Annotated in this window: 18 protein-coding genes and 1 pseudogene; 9 read left to right on the forward strand and 10 right to left on the reverse strand. The window is 72.3% G+C overall.

The window, feature by feature from the left end; all coding sequences use genetic code 11:
* Positions 1-57 precede the first annotated feature (57 nt).
* The 3 genes from AC5L36_RS26410 to AC5L36_RS26420 all read left to right on the forward strand — a co-directional run bounded on the left by AC5L36_RS26410 (position 58) and on the right by AC5L36_RS26420 (position 4,017).
* Entirely contained in the window at positions 58-1,308 is a 1,251-nt protein-coding gene (locus AC5L36_RS26410; protein ID WP_441221440.1) for an RNA polymerase sigma factor, read from the forward strand.
* Positions 1,309-1,503: 195 nt separating this feature from the next.
* Positions 1,504-2,973 (forward strand): vWA domain-containing protein, encoded by a 1,470-nt coding sequence (locus AC5L36_RS26415; RefSeq protein ID WP_441221390.1) that lies wholly within the window; start codon positions 1,504-1,506, stop codon positions 2,971-2,973.
* A 294-nt stretch (positions 2,974-3,267) separates the two neighbouring features.
* Complete coding sequence (locus tag AC5L36_RS26420) at positions 3,268-4,017, forward strand: TIGR03089 family protein (RefSeq protein ID WP_441221391.1); 750 nt, start codon at positions 3,268-3,270, stop codon at positions 4,015-4,017.
* A gap of 95 nt (positions 4,018-4,112) precedes the next feature.
* On the opposite strand, the gene AC5L36_RS26425 is transcribed toward AC5L36_RS26420, so the two are convergent.
* Complete coding sequence (locus AC5L36_RS26425) at positions 4,113-5,465, reverse strand: transaminase (protein ID WP_441221393.1); 1,353 nt, start codon at positions 5,463-5,465, stop codon at positions 4,113-4,115.
* A 117-nt stretch (positions 5,466-5,582) separates the two neighbouring features.
* On the opposite strand from AC5L36_RS26425, the gene AC5L36_RS26430 reads away from it, so the two are divergent.
* Entirely contained in the window at positions 5,583-5,720 is a 138-nt protein-coding gene (locus tag AC5L36_RS26430) for a hypothetical protein (protein WP_441221395.1), read from the forward strand.
* A gap of 47 nt (positions 5,721-5,767) precedes the next feature.
* Here the strand turns inward: AC5L36_RS26430 and AC5L36_RS26435 are convergent, their stop codons facing one another.
* Positions 5,768-6,301 carry a TIGR03086 family metal-binding protein gene (locus AC5L36_RS26435; RefSeq protein WP_441221397.1) on the reverse strand — a complete coding sequence of 178 codons (534 nt, stop codon included), beginning with the start codon at positions 6,299-6,301 and terminating at the stop codon, positions 5,768-5,770.
* Between the two features lie 66 nt (positions 6,302-6,367).
* On the opposite strand from AC5L36_RS26435, the gene AC5L36_RS26440 reads away from it, so the two are divergent.
* From AC5L36_RS26440 to AC5L36_RS26455, 4 genes are all read left to right on the forward strand, one after another.
* The gene (locus AC5L36_RS26440; RefSeq protein ID WP_441221399.1) at positions 6,368-7,144 is read left to right on the forward strand and encodes an AraC family transcriptional regulator; all 777 of its coding nucleotides are present in this window, start codon (positions 6,368-6,370) and stop codon (positions 7,142-7,144) included.
* A gap of 13 nt (positions 7,145-7,157) precedes the next feature.
* Entirely contained in the window at positions 7,158-7,691 is a 534-nt protein-coding gene (locus AC5L36_RS26445; protein WP_441221401.1) for a GNAT family N-acetyltransferase, read from the forward strand.
* Positions 7,692-7,809: 118 nt separating this feature from the next.
* Positions 7,810-8,580: a YaaA family protein gene (locus AC5L36_RS26450; RefSeq protein WP_441221403.1), complete on the forward strand. Its 771-nt coding sequence runs from the start codon at positions 7,810-7,812 to the stop codon at positions 8,578-8,580.
* A gap of 37 nt (positions 8,581-8,617) precedes the next feature.
* Positions 8,618-9,949, forward strand: a complete 1,332-nt coding sequence (locus tag AC5L36_RS26455; RefSeq protein ID WP_441221405.1) for an APC family permease — start codon at positions 8,618-8,620, stop codon at positions 9,947-9,949.
* A gap of 136 nt (positions 9,950-10,085) precedes the next feature.
* Here AC5L36_RS26455 and AC5L36_RS26460 read toward each other — a convergent pair whose 3' ends face one another.
* From AC5L36_RS26460 to AC5L36_RS26470, 3 genes and pseudogenes are all read right to left on the reverse strand, one after another.
* Entirely contained in the window at positions 10,086-10,847 is a 762-nt protein-coding gene (locus AC5L36_RS26460; RefSeq protein ID WP_441221406.1) for a pectate lyase, read from the reverse strand.
* Positions 10,848-11,118: 271 nt separating this feature from the next.
* Positions 11,119-12,192, reverse strand: a complete 1,074-nt coding sequence (locus AC5L36_RS26465) for a glycosyltransferase family 4 protein (protein WP_441221408.1) — start codon at positions 12,190-12,192, stop codon at positions 11,119-11,121.
* Positions 12,193-12,213: 21 nt separating this feature from the next.
* Positions 12,214-12,582 (reverse strand): annotated as a pseudogene (locus tag AC5L36_RS26470) (hypothetical protein); the annotation flags it as partial.
* A gap of 124 nt (positions 12,583-12,706) precedes the next feature.
* Between AC5L36_RS26470 and AC5L36_RS26475 the strand changes: the two are divergent.
* Positions 12,707-12,928: a hypothetical protein gene (locus AC5L36_RS26475; RefSeq protein WP_441221410.1), complete on the forward strand. Its 222-nt coding sequence runs from the start codon at positions 12,707-12,709 to the stop codon at positions 12,926-12,928.
* On the opposite strand, the gene AC5L36_RS26480 is transcribed toward AC5L36_RS26475, so the two are convergent.
* The 5 genes from AC5L36_RS26480 to AC5L36_RS26500 form a co-directional block, all read right to left on the reverse strand.
* Positions 12,884-14,347 (reverse strand): PhoX family protein, encoded by a 1,464-nt coding sequence (locus tag AC5L36_RS26480; protein ID WP_441221412.1) that lies wholly within the window; start codon positions 14,345-14,347, stop codon positions 12,884-12,886. The genes AC5L36_RS26475 and AC5L36_RS26480 overlap by 45 nt on opposite strands.
* A gap of 231 nt (positions 14,348-14,578) precedes the next feature.
* Positions 14,579-17,974, reverse strand: a complete 3,396-nt coding sequence (locus AC5L36_RS26485; protein ID WP_441221414.1) for an alpha-L-arabinofuranosidase family protein — start codon at positions 17,972-17,974, stop codon at positions 14,579-14,581.
* Between the two features lie 66 nt (positions 17,975-18,040).
* Positions 18,041-19,027: a galactofuranose ABC transporter, permease protein YjfF gene (gene yjfF / locus AC5L36_RS26490; RefSeq protein ID WP_441221416.1), complete on the reverse strand. Its 987-nt coding sequence runs from the start codon at positions 19,025-19,027 to the stop codon at positions 18,041-18,043.
* The gene (locus AC5L36_RS26495) at positions 19,024-20,043 is read right to left on the reverse strand and encodes an ABC transporter permease (RefSeq protein ID WP_441221442.1); all 1,020 of its coding nucleotides are present in this window, start codon (positions 20,041-20,043) and stop codon (positions 19,024-19,026) included. Before AC5L36_RS26495 ends, yjfF begins: the two co-directional genes overlap by 4 nt.
* 38 nt (positions 20,044-20,081) lie before the next feature.
* On the reverse strand, positions 20,082-21,572 hold the full coding sequence (locus tag AC5L36_RS26500; protein WP_441221444.1) for a sugar ABC transporter ATP-binding protein: 1,491 nt from the start codon (positions 21,570-21,572) through the stop codon (positions 20,082-20,084).
* Positions 21,573-21,781 lie beyond the last annotated feature (209 nt).

The following is a 21,781-nucleotide window of genomic DNA, read 5'->3' on the forward strand; positions in this document are numbered from 1 at the left end:
GCCGCCCCGGCCGCGGGTCGGGACGGGGAAGCGGACGCGGTGGTCGAGGCCGCCGCGGTGAGGGATCGGGACGTGGCGGCGGACGCGGTGGTCGAGGCCGCCGCGGCCGCCGCCCGGGAGTCCCACGCGCAGATCGTCGCGACGCTGATCCGGGTGACCGGCGACTGGACGCTCGCGGAGGACTGCGCGCAGGAGGCGCTCGTGCAGGCGCTCCAGCGCTGGCCGGCCGGCGGCGTGCCGGCCAACCCGGCCGGCTGGCTCATGACCGTGGCCCGCAACCGGGCCACCGACGTGCTGCGCCGCGCCACGGTCGAACGCCGCAAGCTGCGCGAGCTCGCCGCGCTCGCACCCACCGACGCCGCGCCGCCGGCGGGGGAGGAGGAGGTCGTGGACGACCGGCTGCGGCTCATCTTCACCTGCTGCCACCCCGCGCTCGCGCTCGACGCCCGCGTGGCGCTCACCCTGCGCACCATCTGCGGGATACCGACGGCCGACATCGCGCGCGCGTTCCTGGTCACCGAGTCGACCATGACCCGCCGCCTCACCCGCGCCAAGACGAAGATCGCGGACGCCCGCATCCCGTACGCGGTGCCGGCCGGCCCCGCCCTCGCCGAGCGGCTGCCCGGCGTGCTGGCCGTGCTGTACCTGCTGTTCACCCGCGGGTACGACGGCGGCGGCGAACCGGCGTTCGCCGACGAGGCGATCAGGCTGGCCCGCCTGCTCGACGACCTGATGCCCGGTCAGCCCGAGATCGCCGGCCTGCTGGCCCTCTGCCTCCTCCAGCACTCGCGCCGCGCCGCCCGCCGCGACAGCGCCGGCGACCTCGTGCCGCTCGACCGGCAGGACCGCACCCGCTGGGACCACGCCGCGATCACCGAGGCACTGGGCGTGCTGTCCCGCGCCGGCGACGGCGGCCCGTACGCGCTCCAGGCCCGCATCGCCGCCTGCCACGCCACCGCCCCGACGTTCGACGCCACCGATTGGTCCGCGATCGCCACCTGGTACGACGCCCTTGCCCGCCAATCACCCTCGCCGGTGGTCGCGCTCAACCGCGCGGTGGCGCACGGCTATGCGTACGGCCCGGCGGCCGGGCTCGCGCTGCTCGCCGAGGCACGGGCGGGCGGCGCACTGGACGGATACCCGCTCGCCGTCGCCGCCGAGGCCGACCTCACAGCCCGCGCCGGCGACCGGGAACGCGCCGCCGCTCTCTTCCGCCGGGCCGCCGCCGAAACCCACGCCGAGCCGGAACGCCGCGCCCTCCTCGACCGCGCCGCCGAGCTCCTCCCGCCCGGGTCCCCGCCTTCGTAGTCTGAGATTTGGGGCAGATCCGTTTTGGAGAAAGGTCTTCGGCGCTTGGTGTACATCGCAACCATATGCGGGTCACGGGTTACGCACGAGCTGGTCACGAGGCTCACGCTTGGGTCTCGGCTTGGCCACGGCAGCGTCCCACACGCCGATTGATCCGTCCAATGGCCATCAGGTCGCCGGTACGGGGAGGGCACGATGGTCACGCTTCGACGGTTCACGATGGTCCTGGGGGTCGCCGCGGTGCTGGGCGTTTCGGCGTGCGGGGGAGGCGATGGCGGCAGTGGCGCCGAGGCGCCGCAGCAGGGGCGGCAGCGGCCCCCCAGCGCGGGGCCGTGCGGTGACGGTGAGACGGCCGTGGGCGACGATCCACAGTCGACGTTCGCGATCGACGTGGACACCGCGTCGTACGGCTACGCGCGCCGGCTCATCACCGACGGGCGTAAGCCGGAGGCCGGGGCGGTGCGGCCGGAGGAGTTCGTCAACGCGTTCGACCAGGACTATCCGGAGCCGCGCGGTGACGGCTTCGCGGTGCACGTGGACGGTGCGCGGATGCCCGAGTTCCACGAGGCGGGCTCGGACACGCGGCTGATGCGGGTGGGCTTACGGACCCGCGGCGAGGACTCGGAGACGCGGGAGGACGCGGCGTTGACGTTCGTGGTCGACGTCTCCGGTTCGATGGGTGAGCCCGGCCGGCTCGACCTGGTGAAGGACTCGCTGCACACGCTGATCGACGAGCTGCGGCCGACCGACTCGGTGGCGGTCGTGGCGTTCAGCGGTGAGGCGGAGGTGGTCACCGAGATGACGCCGGCTTCGGACGCACGTGCCCTGCACCGGGCGGTCGACGCGCTGCGTACGCGCAGCAGCACCAACCTCGAGGCGGGGCTGGTGCTCGGATACCGGGTGGCCCGGGAAGGCTTCCGGCCGGGGCGTACCAACCGGGTGATCGTGCTGTCGGACGGGCTGGCCAACACCGGTGACACCGACGCCGACGCGATCCTGCGGCGGGTGAGCGAGGAGGCCGGCAAGCAGATCGCGTTGCTCGGCGTCGGTGTGGGCAGCGAGTACGGCGACGCGCTGATGGAGCGGCTGGCCGACCGCGGCGACGGATTCGTGGTGTACGTCAGCGAACGCGCGCAAGCCCGCCAGGTCTTCGTCGACCGGTTGCCCGCCACGCTCGCGGTGCGCGCGCTGGACGCCAAGGTGCAGGTGACGTTCGAGCCCGAGGCGGTGCGGTCGTACCGGCTGATCGGCTACGAGAACCGCGCGGTCGCCGACGAGGACTTCCGTGACGACGCGGTCGACGGCGGCGAGGTGGGGCCGGGCCACAGCGTGACCGCGCTCTACGAGGTGCGGCTCACCGGTGAGGCGGACGGCGGCGCGCGGGTGGCGCAGGTGCGGGCGCGCTGGTTGGATCCGGGGTCGCGGGAGGCGTCCGAGGCGTACGAGTCGCTGACCGTCGCCGATCTGGGAGCCCGCTTCGACGCCGCCGGTCCGCGGCTGCGGATGTGTTACGCCGCCGGGTATTTCGCCGAGGTGCTGCGCGGCACCGGCACGGTGTCGTTCGACGCGCTCCTCCCGGTGGCGCGCCGGGCCGGTGAGGACACCGGCGACCGGGCCGTGGACGAACTGGCGACGCTGATCGGCCGCGCGGCCGAGCTCGACTGAGCCGTCACTCAGCGCCGGGCGGCGGGATGCGGCGCGGCTCGGCGTCGTCCGGCGCCGCTCGGCGTCGTCCGGCGCGGGTCAGCACGAACGCGCCGGCGGCGACGAGGAGCAGGCCTCACCCGTCCGCCGCTGGTCAGCGTTTGTCCACAATGTCTGTTCCCGGATCGGCGATCCGGAAAGCAACAGGAGTCCCGGCCCCGGGCTGGTGACGCTGCGTCAGGATGGCGGAGGTCCGCGAAGACTGCCCAAGGGCTTGTCCCGCCGACCCGGGAGACAGGGCCTAGGCTGGCGGGCATGCTGCCGACCAGCCTGACCGCACAGCCGGACACCGGCAGGGCCCTGATCACCTACTGCGACGGGGCCACCGGCGAGCGCACCACGCTGACCGCCGTCGAGCTGGGGGAGTGGGCCGCCCGCACGGCCGGGCTGCTGCGCGACGGGTGCGGTCTGGTCGCCGGCGACCGGGCGGCCGTGCTGCTGCCGCCGCACTGGGAGACCGCGGCCGTGCTGCTCGGCGCCTGGTCGGTGGGCGTCACCGTGTCGTACCGGTCGTGGGCGACCGCGGGCCTTCCACAGGTCGGGCCCGGCGAGGACGGGCCGTTCGACGCCATGTTCGTCTCCCGACAGCGCCTGGGGAGCTGGCTGGAGCAGGTGCCCGAGGCACGGCACCGCTACGTGCACGGCCTGGCGCCCGGCGGCGCGGCCCTCGCCTTCGACGACGTGCCGGCGGGATACCTCGACTACGTTTCCGAGGTGCGCCGCCATCCCGGCGACGGCCCGGCGCCGCGGGTGCGTCACACCGACGCGGCCAGCCCGGACGGCACCAGCTACCGGCAGTGGGGCGGCATCGCCGCCGAGATCGCCGGCTCGCTCGGGCTGCGCGCCGGCGACCGCGTCCTCGTCGACGCGGGCGCGCACGTCGAGCCGGTGACCTGGCTGCTCGCGCCGCTGGCGGCGGGAGCGTCCATCGTGCTCTGCGCCAACCTGGACCGCGACGGGCTGGACCGGCGGGTCGCCGCCGAGGGCGCCACCCACGTGCTCTGAGCGCGGTGGGCCACAAGCGTTGGCCGGCTTCGCCGGCCCGGGGTGAGCGGTGGCCGAAGGCCGCCGCTCACCAGGTGAAGGTCGCGGTCAGCGCACTAGCCGACCAGCTCACCCAGCGCGGCGGCGAAGACCTCGTGGTGGCTGGCCACGTCGGCCGGCGTGGTCCGCGGGCAGGCCAGCGCCATGTTGTGAAACGGGGTGAGCAGGATCCCCCGGTTCGCCAGGTAGGCGTGCAGGTAGTCCTCCAGCTCGCCGTCCGCGGCCGCCGCCGACTCACCGCCGGTGCGGGGCGCGGGGGAGGCGAAGCGGTACTCCACCCGGGCGCCGAGCTGGGTCACCGACCACGGCAGCCGGTACCCCTCGATGATCTTCCGGGCTCCGGTGGCGAACCCGGTCGCCACCTCGACCATCCCGGCGAACGCCTCGTCGGTCAGCACCTCGCCCAGCGTGGCGCGGGCGGCGGTGAGGGACAGCGGGTTGCCGGCCAGCGTGCCGCCGACGCCGCCCATGTCGACGAGGTCGAGGTCTGAGCGGCCGCTCAGCGCGGCGGCGAGCTCCTCGGTGAGGCCGTACGCGCCGATCGGTACGCCGCCACCGATCGCCTTGCCGATCGTGACGGCGTCGGGCTCGAGGCCCCACGCGGCGGTAGCCCCGCCCGGCCCGGCGGAGAACGTGTGCGTCTCGTCGTTGACGAGGTATGTGCCGTGCCGGCGGGTCAGCTCGCGGACGCCGGCGAGGTAGCCGGGTTCGGGCAGGACGATGCCGATGTTCGTCAGCGCGGGCTCCATCAGCACCGCCGCCACGTCGCCGTGCGCCAGCTCCCGCTCCAGGCGGTCGAGGTCGTTGTACTCGGCGACGCGGCTGGTCCGCGTGACGTCGTACGGCGCGCCGACGTTGCCCTCGCGGCTGCGCGCCCGCCCGTCCGGCCCGACCACGATGAGCGACTCGTCGACCGAGCCGTGGTAGCAGTAGCTGTTGACCAGCACGCGGGGGCGGCCGGTGACCGCGCGCAGCAGCCGGATCGCCCACCGGTTGGCGTCCGTCGCGGTCAACGTGAAACTCCATTGTGGAACTCTGAAGCGCCGCGCCAGCTCGGCGCCTACCTCGGCCGCCTCCTCGGTGGGCAGCATCGTGGCCAGGCCGCCCCGCTCGGCCAGCCGCCGGGTGACCGCCTCGACCACCGGCGGGGGCGCGTGGCCGGCCATCGCACCGGTGTCGCCGAGGCAGAAGTCGACGTACTCGTGACCGTCCACATCGGTCACCCGCGCCCCGTGTGCGGTCGCGAGGTGGATCGGGAAGCCGGCCGCGGTCTTGTTCATCCACGTCATCGGCACCCGGCCGAAGAGGTTGCCGGCCCGTGCGTACGCGGCGGCGGAGCGCGGGTGGCGGTCGGCGTAGGCGGCCCGCTCGCGGGCCAGCAACGCGGTCAGTCGGCTGCGGTCGAACATCCGTAACGCTCCTCACCTGGGCTTTCACCGGCAGCCTAACCGGGCACCCGGATTACTCAGGACAGTTGCGGCCGCGGCTTCTACGCTGTCGGCAGCCCCTTCCGGAAGGAGTCATCCATGTCCGCACGCCTGCGCCTGCGCCGCATCGCCGTCGCGTCCACCGCACTGGCCGGGGCGGCGCTGGTCGCCGTCGTGTCCGGCGGCGCGCAGCTGCTCGCCACCGCCGCCACCGCCATCGAGTACGCCGTCATGTAGCCGACGCCGTGGTCGCGTTCACGGGTCAGCCCGAGAGTGCCGATCGGCTAGCCGGCGGCGGCCGGGACCCAGCCCGGGTCCCGGCCGCTCAGCCCGAGCGCCCGGTCCAGGACCGGCGCGTCCGCCGCCACCGGCACCGGCTCGGCGTAGATGCCCATCCGGCGGCCCTGCTCCCCGGTCTCCGCCACGAACCGGTGCGCCACCTCGGCCGCGGCCGGGTCGCAGCGGTACTCCTGCCCGGTCGCGCGCGCCAGGTCCCACCCGTGCAGCACGACGTCGCTGGCCAGCATCGCCGCGATCACCGGTGCCGCGCCGGCCCAGTCGGACGTGGTGGCGGGCACGGCGAGGGACCCGAAACGGTCCGCCCACCCGTCCGCGATCAGCTCGCGGCCCCACACGCCGTCCGGTATCGGCTCGCCCCGCCCGGCCAGGCCGAGTGCGGTGGCCACCTGGAGCAGGTGGTTGGCGAGCGTCCGGACGTCCCAGTCCCGGCACGGCGTCGGCAGCCCCAGCTGGTCTGGCTCGACGCCCCGCAGCACGGCCGAGGTCTCGGTGATCGCTTTCTCCAGTGCATCGCGCATCCCGGCAGGCTAGGCGCCGGCGCCCGGCCCGGTCTTGAACAAACGCGACCTTGCTAACCTGCCAGGATGCCGGCGATCCTGCACCCGGCCGCGGGCCTGCGCAAGTTCCGGTTCAGCACGGTGGAGCCGGCGCCGGCGCTGCGCCCGTTCGTCGCGCACTACTGGATCGTGAGCTGGGACCTGCGCGGCGAAGAGCCGTACGAGCAGCGCGTCCTGCCGTACCCCGCGGTCAACGTCACCTTCACCGCCGGCCGCTGCCGGGTGGCCGGCGTGCCGCGCGGCCGCTTCGCCGAGGTGCTGCGCGGCGCGGGTCGCGTCTTCGGCGCCCGCTTCCACCCCGGCGGGTTCCGGCCCTTCCTCGGCGCGCCGGTCTCCTCGATCACCGGCCGCTTCCTGCCGGTCGAGGCCGTCTTCGGCCCGGAGGCGCGCGGTCTCGCCGACGCCGTCCTCGCCGCCGGCGACCCGGCCGCCGCCGCACTCATGGACGACTTCCTGGGTACCCGTGCACCGGCCGATCCCGACGCGGCGGCGACACTCGTCGCGGGCGCCGTCGCCCGCGCGGCGGCCGAGCCCGGCATCACCCGCGTCGACGACCTGGCCGCGGTGGTGGGAGTGGGTGTGCGGCGGCTCCAGCGGCTCTTCGCCGAGTACGTCGGCGTCGGCCCCAAGTGGGTCATCCGCCGCCACCGGCTGCACGAGGCGGCCGCCCGCGCGGCGTCCGGCGCCGCCCTCGACCTCGTGGCGCTGGCGGCCGAGCTCGGCTACGCCGACCAGGCGCACCTCACCCGCGACTTCGCCAGCCTCGTCGGCGAGCCGCCGTCCCGGTACGCGCGGGCGCAGTGACGTGTACCCGACGATGGACCTGGACCTCGACGGCCTGCGCGTGCGGACGCTGGTCGCCGGTGACGCGGACCTGGTGGTGGAGGCGACCCGCGCGGAGCGGCGGCCCGCCCTGTGGGGGCCGCGTCCGGCCGGTCCCTACTCGCAGGACGACGCGCGGGCGGCGCTGCGCGCGTGGGAGGCGGAGCAGGTCTCCTACGGCGTGCTCGACGGGCCGCGGCTGGTCGCCGCGCTCGGCCTCATGCCCTCCGGGCCGGGCGCGGCGGAGCTGGCCTACTGGGTGCGGCCGGAGCGGCGCCGGGAAGGGCTCGGCCGGCGGGCGGTGCGGGCGGTCACCGCCTGGGCACACGCGCACGCCGGCCTGACCCGCGTCTGGCTGGAGATCGACCCGGACAACGCGCCCTCGCTGCGGCTGGCGGAGAGCGCCGGCTACCGCTACGAGGAGCGGATGCCCCGCCACTGCCGCACCTGGGCGGCGGACGACCCGGCCCAGGACGTGTGGCACGACTGTCTCATCTGGACGCACGAGGCGAGCGGCCGTCGACGGTGAGGCGGTGCGGATATCCGGCGGAGGGCTCGCCGCCGCTGGTGTGGGCCGTGTCCGGGACCGGGCAGCGGGCCGTCCGGGCCGCATAATGAGCCTCGATTCGGGAGGTACCGCCAACCAAATGATCATCTTGATGCACAGCTCGAAGACGATGCGCCCGCCCACGTCGGGGCTCGCCCCCACCGGCACGCCCGCCCTCCTCGACCGGGCCGAGGAGCTCGTCGGGTACCTGCGGACCCTCTCGCCGGCCGAGCTGGCCCGGGTCATGAAGGTCTCCGCCGACCTCGCCGCCAAGGTGCGCGACACGCACGAGGAGTGGAGCACCAAGCCGGACCGCCAGGCGCCCGCGGCCGCCACGTTCGTCGGCGACATCTACAGCGGGCTCCAGGTCGACACGTTCACGGCGGCCGACCGCGCGTACGCGGACAAGCACCTGCGCATCCTCTCCGGCCTCTACGGCATCCTGCGCCCGTTCGACGGCATCAGCCCGTACCGGCTGGAGATGGGCTACCGGCTTCCGCGCGGCAACCTCTACACCTTCTGGGGCACCGCGATCGCGGAGCAGCTGCCGGCGAAGGGGCGGATCGTCAACCTGGCGGCGGGCGAGTACAGCCGGACCGTCCTCCCGCACGTCGACCCGGCGCGGGTGGTCACGCCGCGGTTCCTCACCGTGGACGCGGCGTCCGGGGTGGCGAAGTTCGTGGTCGTGCACGCCAAGATCGCCCGTGGTGCGTTCGCGCGGTGGCTGGTGACCGGGCGGGTCAAGGAGGGCGCGATCCGCGAGTTCGCCGAGATCGGCTACCGGTACGACGAGGAGCGGAGCACGCCGGCCGAGCCCGTGTTCGTATGCGAGGAGTTCGGCGGCAAGGGGCTGTCGGTCCGCCTGACCTGACCGCATCGACGGCCGCCTAATTGGGTACCAGGGGAAGGTGACCTCGACGGCAGAGGCCGACACCGGCCTGCGGCGCGTGATCAGCCGGCCCATGCTGGCGTTCTTCATCCTCGGCGACATCCTCGGCGCCGGCATCTACTCGCTGACCGGCGAGGTCGGCGGCGAGGTGGGTGGCGCGATCTGGCTGGCGTTCCTGGTGGCGTTCGCGCTCGCGTTCCTGACCGCGTTCGCCTACCTGGAGCTGGTCACCAAGTACCCGCAGGCCGCGGGCGGCGCGCTCTACACCGACCGGGCGTTCCGGCTGCCGTTCCTGACGTTCCTCGTCACGTTCGCCATCATGGCCTCGGGCGTCACCTCGGCCACCTTCGCCGCGAGCCGGGTTGGCGGCGACTACTTCACCGGCCTGACCGGCGTCGAGTCACCGCCGACCGTGCTCATCGGCGTCGCGGCGATCCTGCTGGTCGCGGCGATCAACCTGTGGGGCGTCGCCGAGTCGGTGCGCGTCAACATCGCCATCACCGTCGTCGAGCTCGCCGGCCTGCTGTTCGTCATCGGGATCGGCGCGGTCGTGCTCGCCCGCGGCGACGGCGCGCCCGCGCAGGCGTTCGAGCTGGCCGGGTCCGGCTTCGGCGTGGTGACCGGCGTGCTGGCCGGGGCCGCGACGGCGTTCTACGCGTTCCTCGGCTTCGAGGACTCGGTCAACCTCGCCGAGGAGACCAAGGAACCCAGCCGCACCTTCCCACCCGCGATGGTGACCGGCCTGCTGCTGGCCGCCGTCGTGTACCTGCTGGTCGCCTTCACCGCCGCCATGACCGTCCCGCTCGACGTGCTCACCGAGTCGACCGGCCCGCTGCTGGAGGTGGTCCGCCGCGGCGCGCCCGACCTGCCCGTCGAGGAGATCTTCTCGGCCGTCTCGATCTTCGCGGTCGCCAACACCATGCTGATCAACATGCTGATGGCCTCCCGCCTGCTGTACGGCATGGCCGGCCGCGGCGTACTCCCCGGCGCCTTCGGCCGCCTGTCCACGCGCCGCACGCCGTGGGTGGCGATCGCGTTCACGAGCGGCCTGTCGATCCTGCTGCTGGCCACCGTCGACGACCTGGGCGACCTGTCGGACACCACGGTGCTGCTGCTGACCGCGGTCTTCCTGCTGGTCAACGCCTCCGCGCTGGTCCTGCGCCGCGATCCGGTCGCCCATCAGCACTTCCGGGCCCCCACGGTGGTACTGGTCCTGGGCGCCCTCGTCTCGGCGGTCTTCCTGCTGCCGATCACGCGCGAGGCGTCGATCTACGTGCTGGCGCTGTGGCTGCTGCTCGCGGGGGTCGGCCTGTGGGCGGTGAACTGGCTGCTGCTGCGCCGGTCCGGGTGATGGTTCCTTGGGCTCTGCTGCTCGGCCGGTCCGGGCGATCGGTTCGGTTGCCGCCGCGCCGGTCAGGGTGATGGTTGCTTCGGTTCTGCTGGTCCGCCGGTCCGGGTGATCGCGCCCGGACCGGCGGGATGGCCCTTTAGGAGACCACGCAGTTGGTGCCGTTCGGACCCTCGCCCACCTTCTCCGGCTCGTCGCCGCTGTCGTTGCCCTCGAAGAGGTCGCAGAGCCCGATGTCACCGCCGTTGATGGTGACCCCGGAGAGCCGCGCGGTGTCGCCGAAGTTGACGTTGATGCCCACGAGCACGTCACCGGGCGCGGTGGCGGTGACATTGCTCAACACCACGTCGCGCCGGGCCTGGGTGGAGCAGTTGCCGCAGGAGCGGTACAGCTTGCCGAAGTCCTCGACCTCGAAGTCGCGGATCGTCACCGAGCCGCCCGCGCCCCGATTGTCCTGGAACACCTTGTCCTCCGCGCCGCTCGCCCCGCCGCCCTCGATCACGACGGTCGCGCCGGTGCCCCGGAAGGTGGCGGCGTCTTCCCCCACGTCCTCCCAGAACACGTTGCGCAACGTGCAGGTGCCCTGGCAGTGCACGCCGTCGGCCGCGGGCGCGCCGATGATGACGTTTTCCAGCGTGGCGCCGTTGGCGAGGCGGAACAGCGGGTCCTGCCCCTCGTCCTGGCCCCCGCCGCCGAGGTCGCCGCCGCCGATGAAGCGGCGGTTGGTGCCGTCGAACGTGCCGCTGACCGCCATGGTCTCGGTGAGCGTCACCTGACCCGTCGCGGGTGGCGCGTCGGCCGCGGCGAAGTGCGCGCCGCCGATGCCGGCGACGACAAGCGCGGTGGCGGCCGCCCCGACGATGATGCCGCCACGCCATCTACTGATCTTTCGAACTGACATTGTCTGTCGTGACCTTCCGTGGGAACTCTTGCCGGTCTGGAATGCGCAAGAGTGCCCAGGTCAACGAGCGGAGAGCCGCGGACGGATCGCACCGTCCACGCGGGTCGACCAGGGCGTTTCGTCCATACACCTCCTGAAGAAAGCGGTTTCCTCCTCCGAAGGCTAGGGCAGAACGCCGACGGCAGTCAATGCATTGCCCGGTTTGGGCCCGCTGCTCCCGGCGGCCCGCGCGGCCAGGGTCACGTGCTGCGGGCGATCTCCTATGAGTGACTCACGGCTTGGGCGGGTGCGGGCGGAGCCGTGCGGCCGGGGGAGCGGCGAGCGTCCGCGCCCAGAGCGACTCGTACCGCGCCGCCATCCGCGCGGCGGTGAACGCGGCGAGGGTCCGCTCGCGGGCCCGCCGGCCGAGCCGTTCCCGGGCGACCGGGTCGGCGGCCAGGCGGCCGATCGCCCCTGCGAGCGCGGCCGGGTCGCCGGTGGGCACGAGCCGCCCGCAGCGGCCGCCGTCGAGGAGCTCGGGCACGCCGCCGGTGGCGCTGGCGACGCAGGGCAGGCCGGCGCCCATCGCCTCGACGAGGGCCAGCCCGAGCGTCTCGTAGCGGGACGGCTGGCAGTAGATGTCCACATCGCCCAAGAGGTCGGGCACCCGGTCGCTCCAGCCGGTCAGCTCCACCCGGTCCGCGACGCCGAGCCGCGCCGCGCGGGCACGCAGCGCGGCCTCCTGGGCGCCCGACCCGATCAGCCTGGCCCGCACGCCCGGCAGCCGGGTCAGGGCGTCGATCAGCACGTCCTGTCCCTTGACCGGGTCGAGGCGGCCCACGCAGCCCACGACCACATCGCGGTGCGGGCGGGTCCTTATGACCACGGGGGGCGGCACGCCGTTGTGGATCACGTGCACCGAGCCGCGGCCGAGGGCGTAGAAGTCCTCGATCCGCTTGGCCCCGTCGCCGCTGACCGCGACGTTGCCGTCCAGCCGCAGCGCGAGCGCCCGCGTGCGGAGCAGGAGCGCCAGGTCGACGGTGCGCGCGGCCATGTGCTGCACGGCGAGGACCCGCGGCCGCCGCAGTGCCAAGGCCGCGCCCAGCATGGTCGGCGACGCCCACGGCACCTCGAGGTTGGCCTGCACCACGTCGGGGCGCAGGCGGCGCAGCAGCCGCGCGTGCGCCAGCACGCCGCCGCCGGTCACGTGTCCCGGCACGCCGGGGCGGTACCCGGCCAGCCATCGCACCACGGGTTCGTGGAGGCCGGCCACGTGCACGTCGTACGCGTCGCCGAGGCCGCCGACGAGGTGGCCCAGCGCGACCTCCGCGCCGCCCACCGCGCTGACGCTGGTGTAGAGCAGCACGCGGGGCCTCCCGGCCACGGGTCAGGCGTCCTCGCGGCAGGGGTTCTCCAGCCGGAAGAAGTTGCTCTGCCGGCCGTCGCTGCGCTCCTCCTGGTAGATGAAGTTGAGGTGGCGCTCGTCGAAGGTCCTGAACCATTCGTCCCAGCTGATCCGGCGCAGCCGCCCGTCGCTGTCGCCCAGCGGGAAGACGAAGGTCAGCACCCCGGCCCGCCCGTCGTGTTCGGTGCCGTCCACCGTCGCCGGTGCGGCGTCGCGCCGGTCCGCCCACTGCTGGATCACCGCGCGGTCGGCGGTGACGAGGCTCCGGCCGGGGCGCTCCGGCCGGTCGTCCGGGGAGGTGATCTCCTGCGCGTACCGCAGCGACCGCGAGGTTTCCGGGCCCGTGCGGATCCCTTTGTGTTGAGTCATCGTGCGTTCCCCCTCGTCGTCGGGTCAGGGGATGGCTACCCGCGCGCCGCGATCAGATTCGTCGGGCCGGCCGCATATCGCCGGTCGGGGAGGGTACCCACGCGCGGTGAGCACAGCACATGAGCCCAACCCGTACGGCTACGCGGGCGAGGGCACGATGCCGGACCGGCGCCCGGACGACCAGCTCGAAGACACGGCCGAGAGCATCGCCATCCCCGGCGACGACCTGACGACCGCGGTCGCCGAGGCCGTCGACGAGGAGGAGGAAAAGCGGGAGCGGCGGCTACACGCCGATCCGGCGCCACGGGCCCCAGATCGCAAACGTTAGCCCGCGGCTGGCCTGGATGTTCACGAAGAGGGTGTGCCCGTCCGGGCTGAACGTGGAGCCGGCGAACTCGTCGTTCGACCGGTCCGCGCCGGTGCTGCTGGTGAGCCGGTTGAGGGCGATGTCGAAGAGCCGCCCGCCGCTGGTCAGCCCGCGCACGTAGTTGTCGGCGACGTTGTCCTCGCAGACGACGAGCGTGCCGCGGGGGCTGGTCGTGACGTTGTCCGGAAAGTCGAGCACGTCCGGGCCGGGCGACTCGTAGAGCAACTGGAGCCGCGCCGAGCGGGTGTGGTACGCCCAGATCTGCCCGTGGCCGTTGCCGAACCCGTCGGCGATCGGGCCCAGTGACGTCTCCGCCGGCCCGCCACCCTGGGTGGAGGTGAAGTAGACGACGCCGTCGTCGTACGCCGAGCCTTCCAGGCGGGAGAAGTACGCCGCGCCCTGGGCCCAGCCCTGCCGGGCGACGTGGGTGAGCGCGGTGTCGTTGGTGGTCGCCGCCGGCTGACCGGGCGTGTACGGGAAAGTGGGCGCCGGGTCGTCGATGTCCACCCACTCCACCTTGTACGAGGCCCGGCGCGCCTGACTGGCGGCGAGGTCGAGGTTGGGTCGCCCGCGCACGGCGAGCATTTGCAGCCGCCCCCGGTTGTCCAGCCGGCCGCTGCCGCGGGGGTGGCGGCGCGGCTTGTACCGGTAGAAGCCCGACGGCCAGCCGAAGTTGTCCTCGGTCAGGTAGAGGCATCCGCTGTGCGGGTCGTAGGCGACGGACTCGTGGGCGAAGCGGCCGGCGGCGGTGATCGGCTCGCCGCTGGATCGTCCGTCGACCGGCACCTCGAAGACGAAGCCGTGCGGCCGCGTGAGCGGCACGTTGGAGGTGCCGGTGAAGTCGGGCCCGACGTCGGGCCCGTTGACCGTCTCCTCGCAGGTGATCCAGCTGCCCCACGGCATGCGGCCGCCGGAGCAGTTCATCATCGTGCCGTTGCAGCTTGTGTACGCGTGCACCACCTCGCCGTACCGGGTGACCTCGACGGTGGTGGTGCCGCCCTGCGCCATCGGGTCGTACGCCCGCGTGGCGTCGCCGAAGGCGGGCCCGGGGCTGTTGAGCTCGTGGTTGCGCACCAGGACGTACCGTCCGCCGCGGCCGCGGAACGCGCCCATGCCGTCGTGGCGGCCGGGGAGCGCGGTGCCGTCGTCGAGGGTGACGGGTGACTCGGTGTCGTGAAAGGAGCGGTACTGGAAGCCCTCGGGCAGCCAGAGTCGCACCTTGCCGTCGCGCAGGTCGGGGATCGGCCCGAGCCGGGGCGCGTGTGCGGTGGCGCCCGCCGCGCCAGCGCGGTTGACGAACCCGAGGAAAGGCCCGCCGATCAGTGCGCCGCCCGCGGCGGCGGTGCCGCGGAGGAGGGTACGCCGGTCAAGTTCAGCCATCCCACGATCCTGGACAGCGATTCACCCGCTGGCAACCTCTCGTTCATGCCAAGGTCAGGTGGCCGGGCCCGTGCGGGGGGTGGCCGCCGGGCGGTCCACTCCCTGCCGCAGGCGGTCGGTCAGCCCGTCCGACGACCTGGGGTGCCCGGCGAACCGGGCGCGGGGTGGACCGCCCAGCGGCCCGCCGCGGAGCTACCCGCCCACCAACCGGGCAGCCCCGCGGACGCGTGGTCACTTCTCCGTCAGCCTGATGAACGTCACCGAGTGGGCGGGGAAGTCGTACGTGAACCCGTTCGAGAAGCCGCCGACCCGGCGCTCCACCGGGGACACCCGGGTCGGCTGCGCGAGCGAGTTGACGTCGCCCGGCTCGCCGGTCAGCGTCGTCACCGTGGCGGTCGGCCACACGCGGCGGCCGTCGAGCCGTACGGTGGTGCGCACGCCGGTGTCCTGCGCGTTGACGACCTTGAGCGTGACCGCCTTCCCGTCCCGGGACACCACCTGGTAGAGCGGCTCCACCGTGGCGCTGTCGACGAAGCTGTTGACCTGTTGTCCGTCGAGCCACGTGGTGATCGTGCGACCGGTCACCTGGATCTTGAGGCGGTAGTCGCGGCCGGTCTCGACCGTGGTGGCCGAGGTGGCGATCGACGACTTCGCGCCGTTGGTGGCCTTCTCGATCGCGGACTGGGTGTTGTTCCAGCCGCCCACGTTCCACCAGTAGAAGTTTCCGGTGTCCCGTACGCCGAACATGACCAGGAAGCCTTCGGCGCCGGCGGTCTTCCGCGCGGTCACCTCCATCGTGTAGTTGGACCAGTCGACCGAGCCGGCCGTCGAGCGGGCGTCGGTCACGTTCGCGGTCTGCACGTAGGCGCCGTCTTCCACAGCCCAGGTGCCCAGGCCGGGCGTCCACCGGGAGGCGCCGGTGGAGAAGTCGTCCGCGAAGAGCACCGTGCCGTCGGCCGCGGTCACCTTCACGTCGTCGTAGCGCACCTGCGTGTTCCACGAGCCGAGGCCGACGGCGCCGGCGATGTCGGGCACCGGCCGCACACCGCCGCCGCGGAACGCGCTCGGCACGATCCGCTCGCCGACGTTCGTGGAGAACAGCTTCTGCACGTAGTAGCTCGGCGAGCCGTACAACTGGTCGTTGTCGAACCAGATCAGGTCCGGTGTCCAGTTGACATAGTCCACGTTGGACAGCAGCGGGGCGTACGAGGCCAGCTCGATGACGTCCGAGTTGCGCTCGATCCCGGTCAGGTACGACGCCTCGGCGAGCGCGTTGCCGAACGTGTTGCCCTGCGAGGCGTACTCGCCGACGAACACCTTCGGCCCGCTCCGGTCGTACGTGTCGTACCGGTGGTTGTTGGCCAGGAACCAGCTCGGGCTGTTGTAGTAGTGCTCGTCGACCAGGTCGGCGCCCTGGTCGCGGGCGAACTGCCACATCCGGTCGAACCACGGGCCCTGCGAGATCGCGCCGGAGTTGCTGATTATCTTGATGTCCGGGTACTTGGCGCGGATCGCGGCGGCGAATTTCGGGTAGGTCGTGAAGAAGTACTCGTCGCCTTCCTCGTTACCCAGGCCGACATATTCAAGGCCGAACGGTTTCGGATGCCCCATCGCCGCCCGCCGCGCGCCCCACGGCGAGGTGACCGGCCCGTTGGCGAACTCGACGAGGTCGAGCGTGTCCTGCACGTACTGGGCGAGCTTCTGCTCGTCGGTCAGCCGCCGGCTCTGCCCGCACGCGTTGACGCCGACCGACTGCACCGGCAGGGGCTCGGCGCCGACGTCCTCGGCGAACTGGAAGTACTCGAAGTAGCCGATGCCGTACGACTGGTTGTAGCCCCAGAAGTTGAAGTTCGTCGGCCGCTCCTCGACCGGCCCGAGCGTCTCCTTCCACTGGTAGATGCGGCGCCGGTCCTGGTTCACCGAGTACGGGTCGTAGGTGCCCACGTTGGTCACGCACCCGCCGGGGAAGCGCACGAACCGCGGCTGGAGGTCGGCGACCATCTTCGCGAGGTCGGCACGGAGCCCGTTCTTGCGCCCCTTGAACGTGTCGCGCGGAAACAGCGAGACCATGTCGAGGTCGGTCCGGCCGGCGGGCGCCTGGACGACGAGCCGCCCGGCGTCGGTGGTGCCGGACGCCCGGAACGAGGCCGTGTACTTCGCCCACGCGCCGGCTCGCACGTGAAGGGTGGCCGTGCCGAGCACCGACCCTCCATCCTCGACAGTCACGGTCAGCGGAGCCGAGTCGACGGGCCGCCGGGCCCACAGCGACAGGTCGTACCGCTTACCCGCCCGCAGCGGCAGCCCACGGTTGAACCCCGCGTTGCTCACCCCGGCGGTGCCGTCACCGGTAACGTCCAACCGCAGGTAGTTGCGGTTGTTCGCGTTCAGCGGAGCCTCCGCGGCGACGACGGGGGAAGCCGCCGCCCCGCGCGACACCGGGCTCCACGCGGTCATCCCCGTATAAGACGCGTTGTCGCTCGCGTCGAACTCGAACGACCGGTTCCGCACCAGCTCGGCGTAGAGGCCGCCGTCCGCCGCGTGGTTGATGTCCTCGTAGAACACGCCGTACAGGTTGGGGCTGACCGCCGTGCCCCGGGACCGGGTGTCCACGGTGAGGTCCCCGGAGGCGAACTCCTCGACCCGGAACTTGGTCGGCGGCGCCGTGCCGGTCACCAGGCGGCCGCCGCTGACCGAGACGTTCAGGCCGCCGGAGGTGAGCACGGCCTTGCCCCCGCCGGCGTCGGTGAGCTGGAACTCCGAACCGGTGGAGGAGAGCCGCACCGGTGTGCCGGCGCGCAGGTACCGCCCGCTGGCGGTGTCCCTGAGCAGGCCACCCGACGGCGTCAGCACCAGGCCGTTCTTCGGCGGATCGGAAGATACCCGCACCACACCGGACCGGTCGGCGCTCAGGTTGACGCCGGGCGCCCGCAGTGTGAACGGTCCCACCGGTGTGACCGGTCGCCCCGGGCTCGCCTGGACCGCGAAGTAGTCGAAGTCGGCGCGGATCGCGGTGCCGTTCTGCGCCGAGAGGCCGAACAGCCCGACCTGCCGCACGTCGAGGTCGGCGGTCACCCGCCCGGCCTCCACCCACGCGGCACCGTCCCAATAGGACGATACGAACTCGTCGCCGGTGCGGGCCAACTTGAGCGTCTCGGCCGTCGAGCCGGGCCGGGCCGCGAAGCTCGCGCTGAACGCGGCGCCCACCTCGCGGTCGGTCTCGATCACCGGCCCACCGGCGGAGCCGACGTGGCAGAGCCCGACGCGCACGTAGTTGTCCCAGTCCTGCCAGGCGAGCAGCCCGGCGTTTTGGAAGTCGAGCGCGACCGGCGCGCTCACCCGGGTGACGATCTCGAAGTCGCCGGCCGGGATGTCGACGAGGAAGAGGTTGCGGGCGGTGTTGACGCCCTGGTACGTGTCGCCGGCGAGGGTCTCCAGGCGCAGCGCGCCGCCGGAGACCGACCAACGGGAGTCGTCGGGGGACAGGACCGTCCAGTCAGGGCCGAGCGTGGTGCCGTCGAACTCGTCGACCACGGCACCGGACGGCAGGACCGGGTCGGCCGCCGCCACGGCGGGCGGCGTCGCGACGACGAAGGGGACGAGGAGCGCGAGAGCGGGGAGGAGCTTCATCGAGACCTCCGTATGTTTGCGCTAACACAGAAGCGCGCGAGAAACCCGCCGCGAAGGCGGCGGGTCTCAGCGCTTGCGAGGGGTGATCAGCCGCTGGAGGAGGATGAACGCGAACAGCAGCGCGCCGATCACGATCTTCGTCCACCAGGAGCTGAGCCGGCCGTCGAAGGTGATGAGGGTCTGGATCAGCCCGAGCACCAGCACGCCGAGCACGGTGCCGAGCACAAACCCTGTGCCGCCGGTCAGCAGCGTGCCGCCGATGACGACCGCGGCGATCGCGTCGAGCTCCATGCCGACCGCGTGCAGGCTGTTTCCCGAGGGCAGGTAGAACGTGAAAAGGACGCCGCCGAGGGCGGAGCAGAAGCCGCTGATCGTGTAGACGCCGATGCGGGTGCGGGCGATCGGCAGGCCCATCAGGTGCGCGGAGCGCGGGTTGCCGCCAATCGCGTACGTGTTGCGGCCGAACCGGGTGAACGCCAGCACGTACGCCGCGACGAGCACTACCACGAGCGCGATGATGACGCTGGGGGAGATGCGGTACTCGCCGATGTGGATCGAGTCGGCCATCTTCGTCCAGAATGGATCGTTGATCCGGATCGACTCGGTGCCGATCGTGTAGCAGAGGCCGCGGGCGAGGAACATGCCGGCGAGCGTGACGATGAACGGCTGGATCTCGAAGTAGTGGATGATGCAGCCCATCGCGAAGCCGAGCGTGGGGCCGATGAGCAGCGCGATCGGGAGCACCACGAGCGCAGGCCAGTGCGCCTGCTCCAGCAGCGCGGCCGACACCATCGTCGTGAGCGCGACCACCGAGCCGACCGACAGGTCGATGCCGCCGGTCAGGATCACGAACGTCATGCCCACCGCGACCACGAGCAGGAAGCCGTTGTCGATGAACACGTTCAACACAACCTGCGGATCGCTGAACGCCTCGTACTGCACCACACCGCTGCCGTACATGAGCGCGAGCAGGGCGAGGGTGGCGTAGAGCGGCAGGTACTTGCGCTGCTGCGGCCGGGCCAGCCGGGACCGCACGTCGGCGAAGGTCGTCATGCCGGCACCTCGACCTTCTCCGTCGTGGCGGCGGTGGGTCCGGCCGGTGGCGCCGCGGGTCGTCGGCGCCGGCCTTGGAAGACCTTGGCGCGGAAGGCCGGCGACTGCACCAGGCACACGATCGTCACGACGAGTGCCTTGAACAGCAGCGTGGTCTCCGGCGGGATACCCGTGGTGTAGATGGTCGTGGTGAGCGTCTGGATGAGCAGCGCGCCGACGACGGTGCCCGCGATGGAGAACCGCCCACCGGCCAGCGACGTGCCGCCGATGACGACGGCGAGGATCGCGTCGAGCTCGTACCAGAGGCCGGCGTTGTTGCCGTCCGCGCTGGACACGTTCGAGCTGATCATCAGCCCGGCGATGCCGGCGCACAGGCCCGCCACGATGTACGCCATCATCGTGATCCGCCGCGAGTGGATGCCGGCGAGGCGGCTGGCCTCGGCGTTGCCGCCGACCGACTCGATGAGCATGCCGAGCGCGGTGCGGCGGGTCAGCAGCACGGCCAGCGCCGTGACCGCGAGCGCGATAAGGATCGCGACCGGCACGGTGAAGAGGTAGCCGCCGCCGATCCGCTTGTACGGCGAGCTGTTGATCGTGATGATCTGGCCGTCGGTGATGAGCTGGGCCAGGCCGCGGCCGGCGACCATCAGGATGAGCGTGGCGATGATCGGCTGGATGCCGATGACCGCGACCAGGAGGCCGTTCCAGGCGCCGAGCAGCAGGGCCAGCCCGAGCGCCAGCGCGACCGCGACGGCCACACCGGCCACGCTGTTCTGGTCGCCCTGCTCACTGATCCGCCAGCAGGCGAACGCGCCGCAGATCGCGACCACCGAGCCGACCGACAGGTCGATGCCGCCGGTGGCGATGACCAGCGTCATGCCGAGCGCCACCAGGATCAGCGGCGCGCCGAAGCGGACGATGTCGATCAGGCTGCCGTACAGGTGGCCGTCGCGCACCTCGACGCTGAAGAAGTTCGGCGTGAAGATCAGGTTGGACAGCAGCAGGACCACCAGCATGGCGACCGGCCAGAAGAGGCGATGTTTGACCAGGGTGTTCACGGCTTGGCTCCACTGGCGATGGTTTCCATGACGCGGTCGACGTCGAGGGTGTCGTCGTTGGGCAGCTCGGCGATCAGGTGGCGGTCGCGCAGCACCGCCACCTTGTGGCTCAGCCGCAGCACCTCCTCCAGCTCCGCCGAGACGAAGAGCACGGCCATGCCGCCGTCGGAGAGCTGCGCGACGAGGCGCTGGATCTCCGTCTTGGCGCCGATGTCGATGCCGCGGGTCGGCTCGTCGAGGATCAGCAGCCGCGGCTCGGTGATGAGCCAGCGGGCCAGCAGCACCTTCTGCTGGTTGCCGCCGGAGAGGTTGCGGACCTGGGCCTCCGGGTTGGCCGGCCGGATGTCCAGCGCCTTGATGTACCGGTCGACGAGCTCGTCCTGCCGGCGGCGCGGGATCGGCCGGGTCCAGCCGCGGGTGGCCTGCATGGCGAGGATGATGTTCTCCCGCACGGTGAGCTCCTCGATGAGGCCCTCCGTGCGGCGGTTTTCGGAGCAGAAGGCGATGTCCTTGGCCATCGCGGTGCGTGGCCCGCGCATCGTCACCGGCCGGCCGTCGACGGCCAGTTGCCCGTGGTCGGCCTTGTCCGCGCCGTAGAGCAGGCGAGCCACCTCGGTGCGGCCGGAGCCGAGCAGGCCGGCCAGGCCGACCACCTCTCCCTTGTGGATGGTGAGGCTGAACGGCGCCACCGCGCCCTTGCGTCCCAGCTCGCGCGCGTCGACCAGCGGCACGTTGTCTTCCTGGAACCGCTTGGGCCGGTCTTCGAGCCGCTCCAGGACCTCGAGCTCCTTGCCGATCATCTTCCCGATCAGGTCGATGAGGGTCAGCTCGCTGGTCCGGTACTCGCCGACCCGCCGGCCGTTGCGCAGCACGGTGATCCGGTCGGCGATCTCGTAGACCTGGTCGAGGAAGTGGGTGACGAACAGGATCGCGATGCCCTCGTCCTTGAGCTGCCGCATGACCCGGAAGAGCTGCTGCACCTCGCCGGCGTCCAGGCTGGACGTCGGCTCGTCGAGGATCAGCACCTTGGCCGAGATGTCGATCGCGCGGGCGATCGCCACCATCTGCTGGACCGCGATCGAGTACGTGCCGAGCTGCGCCGACACGTCGATGTCGAGCTGGAGGCGGCGCAGCAGCTCGCTCGCCCGTCTTTCTACAGTGGACCATCGAATGTGGCCGAGGAAGCGCGGCTCGCGCCCGATGAAGATGTTCTCCGCCACCGACAGGTTGGGACAGAGGTTGATCTCCTGGTAGACGGTGCTGATGCCGGAGTGTTGCGCTTGCAGCGGCCCGGAGAAAGAGACCGGCTGCCCGTCCAGCACGATGCCGCCCTGGTCGATGTCGTACACCCCGGTGAGCACCTTGATGAGCGTCGACTTGCCGGCGCCGTTTTCGCCCATGAGGGCGTGCACCTCACCCGGCAGCATCCGGAAGTCGACCTCGCTCAGCGCCTTGACGCCGGGGAACTCCTTGCTGATCCCCGTCATCGTCAGGATGGCCTCGGTCACCTGCCTGCCCTTCTAGCGGCGATGGGTGGCCGCCCCACCCCATGCGGGAGGGTGGGGCGGCCGTGGTCGGGTCAGTACTGGCGTTCGGGCAGGACGGTCTTGGCCTGCTCCTGGGTGAAGGTGGTTTCCTTGGTGATGATGCGGGGTTCGACGGCTTCGCCGGCGTTGACCTTCTTGACCAGTTCCAT

This window comes from Phytohabitans sp. LZ39, from assembly GCF_059359075.1.